Source organism: uncultured Aliivibrio sp., assembly GCF_946479765.1.
GTDB lineage: Bacteria > Pseudomonadota > Gammaproteobacteria > Enterobacterales > Vibrionaceae > Aliivibrio.
In genome coordinates, this window is sequence record NZ_CAMLHO010000075.1 from 1 (window position 1) to 8,892 (window position 8,892).

General features: G+C 39.0%; 9 protein-coding genes and 1 riboswitch. Of the genes, 7 read left to right on the forward strand and 2 right to left on the reverse strand.

Going from position 1 to position 8,892, the window contains the following annotated elements; genetic code table 11:
* The first annotated feature begins 481 nt into the window (after positions 1-481).
* The 3 genes from uvrB to Q1K78_RS16175 all read left to right on the forward strand — a co-directional run bounded on the left by uvrB (position 482) and on the right by Q1K78_RS16175 (position 4,598).
* Positions 482-2,512, forward strand: a complete 2,031-nt coding sequence (gene uvrB / locus Q1K78_RS16165; RefSeq protein ID WP_300181246.1) for an excinuclease ABC subunit UvrB — start codon at positions 482-484, stop codon at positions 2,510-2,512.
* Positions 2,513-2,814: 302 nt separating this feature from the next.
* Positions 2,815-4,248: a quorum-sensing sigma-54 dependent transcriptional regulator LuxO gene (gene luxO / locus Q1K78_RS16170; protein WP_300181249.1), complete on the forward strand. Its 1,434-nt coding sequence runs from the start codon at positions 2,815-2,817 to the stop codon at positions 4,246-4,248.
* A gap of 14 nt (positions 4,249-4,262) precedes the next feature.
* On the forward strand, positions 4,263-4,598 hold the full coding sequence (locus Q1K78_RS16175; protein ID WP_300181253.1) for an Hpt domain-containing protein: 336 nt from the start codon (positions 4,263-4,265) through the stop codon (positions 4,596-4,598).
* Here the strand turns inward: Q1K78_RS16175 and yvcK are convergent.
* Positions 4,587-5,465, reverse strand: a complete 879-nt coding sequence (gene yvcK, locus Q1K78_RS16180; protein WP_300181256.1) for a uridine diphosphate-N-acetylglucosamine-binding protein YvcK — start codon at positions 5,463-5,465, stop codon at positions 4,587-4,589. The genes Q1K78_RS16175 and yvcK overlap by 12 nt on opposite strands.
* 236 nt (positions 5,466-5,701) lie before the next feature.
* A riboswitch (molybdenum cofactor riboswitch) is annotated at positions 5,702-5,849 on the forward strand.
* On the opposite strand from yvcK, the gene moaA reads away from it, so the two are divergent.
* The 4 genes from moaA (at position 5,838) to moaE (ending at position 8,009) form a co-directional block, all read left to right on the forward strand.
* Positions 5,838-6,827, forward strand: a complete 990-nt coding sequence (moaA, locus tag Q1K78_RS16185; RefSeq protein ID WP_300181259.1) for a GTP 3',8-cyclase MoaA — start codon at positions 5,838-5,840, stop codon at positions 6,825-6,827. (Overlaps the previous riboswitch by 12 nt.)
* A 12-nt stretch (positions 6,828-6,839) precedes the next feature.
* Entirely contained in the window at positions 6,840-7,319 is a 480-nt protein-coding gene (moaC, locus tag Q1K78_RS16190; protein WP_300181262.1) for a cyclic pyranopterin monophosphate synthase MoaC, read from the forward strand.
* Positions 7,316-7,561 carry a molybdopterin synthase sulfur carrier subunit gene (gene moaD, locus Q1K78_RS16195; RefSeq protein WP_065591555.1) on the forward strand — a complete coding sequence of 82 codons (246 nt, stop codon included), beginning with the start codon at positions 7,316-7,318 and terminating at the stop codon, positions 7,559-7,561. Before moaC ends, moaD begins: the two co-directional genes overlap by 4 nt.
* 1 nt (position 7,562) lies before the next feature.
* The gene (gene moaE, locus Q1K78_RS16200) at positions 7,563-8,009 is read left to right on the forward strand and encodes a molybdopterin synthase catalytic subunit MoaE (protein ID WP_300181269.1); all 447 of its coding nucleotides are present in this window, start codon (positions 7,563-7,565) and stop codon (positions 8,007-8,009) included.
* A gap of 121 nt (positions 8,010-8,130) precedes the next feature.
* Here moaE and Q1K78_RS16205 read toward each other — a convergent pair.
* Positions 8,131-8,892: alpha-L-glutamate ligase-like protein (locus tag Q1K78_RS16205; protein WP_300181272.1), on the reverse strand; the 762-nt coding region annotated here is incomplete at its 5' end.

Below are 8,892 nucleotides of genomic sequence, written 5' to 3' on the forward strand. Positions count from 1 at the left end.
GAATCGATTTTAGGCCGACGATTCTAACGAGTCTAAAATAAACTGTCAATAGTAAAAATGGAGAAAAATGATGTGGTTGTTTAGTCAGTCATTGAAGCTTATTTTTATAAAAAATTATTGACACCATCTTTAAGCCTATATTTATCAAGGCTTGTGGGTAGTTATCCACTAAAACTGTGGATAAGTGTGTTAATGAAACTATATTAACTGTCTTGTAGCTCGCTGTGATAGGGCTTTCAGTGAACCAGAGTACTATTTTTGAATGTTTTGTATACATAAAATCAATGCGTTATGGAATAGATGATGTTTGAATGTTCAATCTGTTTATTTTTTACCCATTAAATGGGATGAATACTAAAATAGGTTATATTTTAATCGCTATTGGGGGAAGCTTTTATCAGTAAAGAGTTTCTATAAAAACCAGAGTGGATTTGGTAGTGTGTGTCTTCTAAATAGAATGAGTCCATGAGGAGTGTTATAAATGGCCAATGCGTATGAATTAATTTCCAACTATCAACCGGCAGGCGATCAGCCTCAAGCAATCAAAACGTTGAATGAAGGTTTAGAGAATGGTCTTGCTCATCAAACGCTTCTTGGAGTGACGGGATCAGGTAAAACATTTACGTTAGCGAACGTAATTGCTAAATCTGGACGACCAACCGTAATTATGGCTCATAATAAAACGTTAGCGGCTCAGCTATATGGTGAGATGAAATCGTTTTTCCCAAATAATGCGGTGGAATACTTTGTTTCCTATTTTGATTATTACCAACCGGAAGCTTATGTACCAACAACAGATACCTTTATAGAAAAAGACTCTTCTGTGAACGAACATATTGAACAAATGCGATTGTCTGCAACTAAAGCACTATTAGAGCGTAAAGATGCCATTATTATCGCCTCGGTATCGGCTATTTATGGTCTTGGTGATCCTCAAGCTTATTTGGGTATGATGCTTCATTTACGTCGTGGGGACATTGTTAATCAAAGAGATATTTTACGACGTTTAGCAGAGCTGCAATATAAACGTAATGATATGGCGTTTGAGCGCGGTACTTTTCGTGTTCGCGGGGAGGTCTTGGATATTTTCCCTGCGGAATCAGAGCATGAAGCCATCAGAATTGAATTGTTTGATGAGGAAGTGGAACGCATCAGTAAATTTGATCCCCTCACAGGCTCAATCATAACGAAAGATATGCCGCGTTGTACTATTTACCCTAAAACTCATTATGTTACGCCAAGAGAAAAAGTGCTTGAGGCTATCGAACAAATAAAAATCGACCTCGCTGCGCGACAAAAAGAGTTACTTGCCAATAATAAATTAGTTGAAGAGCAACGAATTACACAACGTACTCAGTTTGATCTCGAAATGATGAATGAGTTGGGTTTTTGCTCAGGTATTGAAAACTACTCTCGTTATTTAAGTGGTCGTCCTCAAGGTGATGCACCACCTACCTTATTCGACTATTTACCAAAAGATGGTTTATTGATCATCGATGAATCACATATTACGGTTTCTCAGATTGGGGCAATGTATAAAGGAGATCGTTCACGTAAAGAGAACTTGGTTGAATATGGTTTCCGACTTCCTTCAGCATTAGATAATAGACCAATGCGTTTTGATGAATTTGAAGCGGCTGCTCCACAAACGATTTATGTTTCAGCGACACCTGGGAAATATGAAATAGAAAAATCAGGGACAGATATTGCAGAGCAATTGGTGAGACCAACAGGATTACTTGATCCGATTATCGAGGTTCGTCCAGTGGAAACGCAAGTCGATGACTTATTATCTGAAATACGCATTAGAACCAAAGTGGGAGAGCGCGTATTAGTTACCACGTTGACGAAACGTATGTCTGAAGATTTGACTGAATATCTTGCAGAGCATGGGGTAAAAGTACGTTATTTACACTCGGATATTGATACGGTTGAACGTGTCGAAATCATTCGAGATTTACGCCTAGGTAAGTTTGATGTGTTAGTCGGTATCAATTTGTTACGTGAAGGTTTGGATATGCCTGAAGTCTCTTTGGTCGCGATTTTGGATGCAGATAAAGAGGGTTTCTTACGTTCTGAACGCTCATTGATTCAAACTATAGGCCGAGCAGCTCGTAACCTAGAAGGTAAAGCGATTTTATACGCAGGTAGGATTACCGGTTCAATGGAAAAAGCCATCGGCGAAACAGAGAGAAGGCGTGAAAAACAGATTTTACATAACAAAGCATTAGGTATTGTACCAACGGCATTGAAAAAAGACGTGGCGGATATTCTAGAGTTAGGTGATATGACCAAGAATAAACGTAAGATTGTTGCGCCGAAAATGAAGCTGTCAGAAGTGGCTGAAGAAAGTGCGAATTATTTATCAATGACTCCACAACAGTTAGATAAAGAAGTTAAAAAATTAGAAGCGAAGATGTATCGACATGCAAAAGATTTGGAGTTTGAGCAGGCAGCTCAAGTGAGAGATGAGATTGATAGATTGAGGACCCAATTTATAACCAATAGCTAATGACTGTTTTATCAATTGCTAAATTTAGGCAAAAAAGAAGCCAACCGTAATATACCGGTTGGCTTTATTGTTCATGTGAAAATAAATTTCACTAACAACGTCAGTTGGCTAGGTGACCCTTTGGCTTAAAGGGTCACTATACATACAGCAGGTAGCGTGCCAACTTTTTCCTTAAGGAAATTGAGGATATTGACTCTAAAAAGCAAATAAAAAAGCAAGAGTTTGCATTTTGCAAGTTGCGTTTCGCATTTTGCAATTGCATAATGCAATTGTCTTATGTTTGGTACGTACGAGTAGCTTTAATGCAAAAATCAACGACACAAAAAAAATACTTATTAATGGTTGAGGATACCGCTTCTGTTGCAGCGTTATATCGTTCTTATCTTAATCCGTTAGGGTTTGATATTGATGTCGTAGCAAAAGGATCTGATGCTATTGATAAAGCGAAAGAACGGACGCCAGATCTGGTTTTACTCGATTTACGTTTACCGGATATGACTGGATTTGAGGTGCTTTCAGAGCTCAGAAAAAACAGTAAAGAAATACCAGTAATATTAATGACGGCTCACGGTTCAATTGATGCGGCTGTTGAAGCCATGCAGCTTGGTGCTCAAGATTTTTTAATTAAACCCTGTGAAGCTGACCGATTAAGAGTGACAGTGAATAATGCATTACGACAGGCACAAAAACATCAAGAAGAGATAAAAGAGAATCCAGAAAAATCCAATAAACAATATCAAGGGTTTATTGGCAGCAGCTCTCAAATGAATCAAGTGTACCGAACGATTGATTCAGCGGCACCGAGTAAAGCAACGGTATTTATTACTGGAGAATCAGGGACAGGTAAAGAAGTCTGTGCTGAGGCCATTCATGCTGCGAGTAAGCGCTACGAGGGGCCCTTCATCGCGATAAACTGTGCCGCGATACCAAAAGATTTGATTGAAAGTGAACTGTTTGGTCATGTTAAAGGGGCATTTACAGGAGCCTCAGTTGACCGAAAAGGGGCCGCAGAACAAGCTGACGGGGGAACTCTTTTCTTAGATGAATTGTGTGAAATGGATTTGGATTTACAAACTAAATTATTACGTTTTATTCAAACGGGAACATTCCAAAAAGTGGGCTCATCGAAAATGAGTGGAGTGGACGTTCGTTTTGTATGTGCAACTAACCGTGATCCGTGGCTTGAAGTGCAAGCGGGGCGTTTTCGTGAAGATTTGTATTATCGACTTCATGTTATTCCTCTTACATTACCGCCATTACGTGAACGTGGAAACGATATTATAGAGATAGCACACTCAATTTTAGGCCACTTTTCTCATGAGGAAGGGCGTGAATTTATTAAATTTAGTCCAGAAGTGACAGAGCGTTTCGCAAATTATGATTGGCCTGGTAATGTTCGTCAGTTACAAAATGTAATTCGAAATGTGGTGGTCTTAAATAGAGGTAAAGAAGTGGAGCTTTCAATGCTGCCACCCCCGTTATCTATAGATTCTAACTCTGGTGCAAATATTGCTTTATTGGAAGAGTTAAGCCGTAATTTAGAATTAAGCACTAATGTGGAAGAGAATATTGTTGATACAAAAGCAGATAAAATCCTTCCTTTATGGCAATCAGAAAAAAAGATTATTGAAACTGCAATTGCTCTATGTGGTGGGAATATTCCACAGGCCGCTAAGCAATTAGAGGTAAGTCCGTCGACGCTATATAGAAAACTACAATCATGGAATGATAAATAAATAGAGGTTTACCTGTGAGTCAGTATATAAATCAAGTAGCAGTGTATCAATTGATACAGGAAGTTGGTGATGAGAATGTCCCTTTTCTTTTTGGTATTTTTTGTGATGAGTTAGATGAGTTTATTGACACGCTTTCTACTCAGCCTGAAATTGAAAAAGTCAGAGAAATAAGTCACTGTATTAAAAGCAGCGCAGGCAGTTTTGGTGCTGATAAATTGGCGAGTATGGCTATTCATATAGAAGAAAAAGCCAAGCAAAAACAATATGATTGGGTTACGCACAATATTTCAGAATTTGTAAATATTGCGCGTGGTACTGAACTTGCTTACCGTCAGTTTTTAGTCAAGTAAGTTTTCGATCGCTTGTTTCAATTTATCTCTATCATGGCGCCAATCGTGATTTAATGAAGCAAGATCTGTGGTTTTACAATTATACTCTGATTGTAATTCCACTAACTCTTTATCAGTTAAAATAACGTCAACCTTTCTACCTGAGCACGCTCGCTCACACCATTCCAGCATCATTTTATGATCCATTTTTCCTGCTGGACCAAACTCTTTTGATAAATTGTCGATGAAAACGACTTTCGCTTTTTTATTGGCACCAATCGCCTTACCCAAACCTGGCAGTAACAACGGAGGCATGATACTGGTTAGAAAGCTTCCTGGACCTAATAAAATCAAATCTGCATTTTGAACCGCTTCAATTGCTTCAAAGGTGGCTGGTACTTCTGGATCTAAAAAGAGTCGCAAAGGCAGTTCATCCATATCATCGATATTAGTCTCACCTGAAATTTTACGCAAATCAGTGGTTAATGCGCCTAAATCAGAAGGATGTTCAGACATCGGAATGATCTGAGTTTCAACTTTTAGCATATTACGAATTAAATTGATGGCGTCTAAAGGTCGGACACTGAGGTTATCTAATGCAGTGAGCATTAAATTACCAAGATTATGACCATGCAATTCACCTTGGCCTTTAAAACGATACTCAAACATCATTGAACTGATTGAAGGGTCGGTAATTAGTTGATTAATACAGTTACGAGTATCACCCCAAGCAATACCGCCTTGGCATTCTCTAATTCGGCCTGTAGAGCCACCGTTATCTGTCGTGGCGACAATTCCTGTAGCATTACTGCCAAAATCACTTAATGCAGCAAGAACTCGTCCTAGGCCGTGTCCGCCACCGATAGCAACAATTTGATGGTTACTCATAATATTTCTTATTGTGTATTGGAATAAATAGCAGTGTGGTTGATCTGGAAAGTGACGACAAGCAGTGATTAGTGAAATGTTGAATTAATCACAGTTTACAGGTTAAATTACAGCATAAGAATAACATCTATCAAACAAAATGGAGAAATTTGACTGAAATGACAAAAAAATTGGAAAACCGTAGAAATATTGAGTATTTTAATAAGAGCGCCAATTAAACTAATAATGGTTTAGTGTGGTTGCCATAACTCCGAGCTTAAGTTGCTAAGTTGTTTTTAAGAAGCATTCAATATGTAGCGTAAGCCAGTGACAATTCGGTCACAAGGGTTTGTTTGGAAATGAACAAGCCTCCCGTGTTTGGAAAGGTGTTCCGTGGCGAAACAATTCGAAGATAACTTTAATCGTAAGTTTTATTACTTGCGGTTGTCGGTTACAGACGTCTGTAACTTTAAATGTACTTATTGCTTACCTGATGGTTATAGACCTGAAAATGGCAAGCGTGAGTCCTTCCTAGAGCTTGATGAAATCGAACGTACGGTGAGTGCGTTTGCCCGTTGTGGTACCTCTAAGGTACGTATTACTGGCGGAGAACCAAGCCTGCGCAAAGATTTTACTGAGATCATTCGTACCGTTGCCTCTCAACCAGGTATAACTAAAGTAGCAACTACTACTAATGGTTATCGTATGGAGAAGCATGTCGCTGAATGGCGAGAAGCTGGTCTTACTGATATCAACGTGAGTGTTGATAGTTTAAATCCCAATATGTTTTATCAAATCACGGGTGAAAATAAATTTTCTGAAGTGATGGCTGGTATTGATAAAGCAATTGAAGTGGGGTTTAAACAAGTAAAAGTGAATACCGTTCTACTAAAAGATCTCAATAGCACCGAATTACCTCTATTTTTAAAGTGGATTCAAACTCGTCCAATTCAATTGCGTTTTATTGAATTGATGCAAACGGGTGAAATGAACGATCTGTTTAAAAATCATCATCAGTCTGGTGTTTCTATTCGTAATCATTTAATCGCTAATAATTGGTTATTAAAACCACGTGGTGAAAGTGATGGTCCTGCTCAAGTCTTTATTCATCCTGATTACATGGGTGAGATAGGGCTGATTATGCCGTATGAAAAAGACTTTTGTCAGAGCTGTAACCGATTACGTGTATCAGCAAAAGGTAAATTACATATGTGTCTATTTGGTGATTATGGCGTTGAATTACGTGATTTATTGCAAGATGATACTCAACAAAACGAGTTAATTCAGCGTATTCAAACACAATTAGATAATAAAGCAGAAGGCCACTTTTTACATGATGGCCATGCCGGAATGACCCCTCATTTAGCCTCAATTGGCGGATAATAAAGAAGAATTATGTCAAATTTTACTCATATTAATGCCTCTGGTGAGGCGAACATGGTTGATGTATCAGCTAAACAAGAAACCGTTCGTGAAGCACGCGCAGAAGCGTTTGTTCATATGGCTCCCGAAACGTTGAAACTGATTGTTTCTGGTTCTCATCATAAAGGTGATGTGTTTGCGACCGCTCGTATTGCTGGTATTCAAGCTGCAAAGAAAACATGGGACCTTATCCCATTATGCCATCCGTTGTTGTTAACTAAAGTTGAAGTTCAACTTGAAGCGATTGAAGCTGAAAATATGGTTCGTATTGAATCAGTTTGTAAGTTAACTGGAAAAACTGGCGTTGAAATGGAAGCATTAACAGCAGCTTCTGTTGCAGCGCTTACTATTTATGACATGTGTAAAGCCGTTCAAAAAGACATGGTAATTAGTCAAGTTCGTTTATTAGAAAAGACTGGCGGTAAATCTGGACACTTTAAGGCAGGCGCATGATCACAGTATTATTTTTCGCTCAAACGAAAGAGTTAGTCGGAACAGGAAAATTAGAACTTACTGGTGATTACGCGACAGCTGAAGCGATTCGTGAAGAGCTAAGTAAAAAAGAAGGAAAGTGGGATTTAGCCTTAGAGAAAGGTAAATTACTGGTTGCTATCAACCAAACCATTTCAAGTTTAGATTCAGCCGTTTCTGATGGTGATGAAGTGGCATTTTTCCCACCAGTAACAGGTGGTTAAGATGATTTCTGTTCAAGAGCATGATTTTAATGTCGGTGATGAATATCAATTATTAGCAGAAGGCACAACAGCAGGAGCCGTTGTTACTTTTATCGGCAAAGTTCGAGATATGAATCTTGGTGATGATGTTACGGGCCTTTCTTTAGAACATTATCCAGGCATGACGGAAAAGTCTCTAAACGACATTGTCGCACAAGCTAAAGAGCGTTGGCCACTACTGAAAGTGAAAGTGATCCACAGAGTAGGTGACTTAGAACTTGGCGACCAAATTGTGTTTGTTGGTGTATCAAGTGCGCATCGTGGTGCAGCGTTTGATTCTTGTGAGTTCATCATGGACTATTTAAAAACCAATGCACCATTTTGGAAAAAAGAACGTACAACGAAAGAAGTTCGCTGGGTAGAATCAAGAGATACTGATAAATCAGCGGCACAACGTTGGGAAAAGTAATTATCTGAATAGCGGCTATCTGGATCGGTACTCGATTTAGAAAGCAACGATAGAAGATAAATAAAAAGGGAAGAGAGCATTAAGCTGTCTTCCCTTTTTTTATTTTATGTATACAGGTCAGTTATTTATTATAAATACCAAACTGATCCATTGCATAAGCAACACGAGCTTCTGGAGTAGGGTATGGAACCGTCTCTTCCAAGCTTTCAATGTGCTTTAAACGAGGGAGTAACCCTGTTCCGTTTGCAATTTGAATCGCTAAGCCTGGACGAGCATTAAGTTCTAGAACCATTGGTCCGTATTTTTTATCGAGTACCATATCAGTACCCAGATAACCTAATCCGGTCATTTCCCACGCACTAGATGCAAGGGTCAATAGTTTATGCCAATGAGGGACTTCTAGTGTACTTAATAATTTACCCGTATCAGGATGGTTTTCTACAGGTAAATCAAATTGTACGGCACGTACGGCTTTTCCTGTCCCTATGTCGATGCCCACACCAACAGCACCTTGGTGCAAGTTGGCTTTACCGTCTGAATTTGTGGTTGATAGACGCATCATTGCCATTACAGGGTAGCCCTTAAATACAATAATACGAACATCAGGTACGCCTTCATAACTGAAGCCGTCAAACACATCATCAAACTCGATTAAGTTCTCGATCATCGCAACATCGTTTTTTCCACCAAGGGAGAAAAGGCCTGCTAGTGTATTGGTAATATGGCGTTCAACATCTTGTTTATTCGCTTCTGCACCAGATGGCTTGTAATAAATACCATCTTTATGAGATGTGACAACCAAAATCCCCTTACCGCCACTGCCTTGAGCTGGTTTGATTACAAAACCAGGCCGATCTTTAACGATATCGTGAATGTTTTTCAC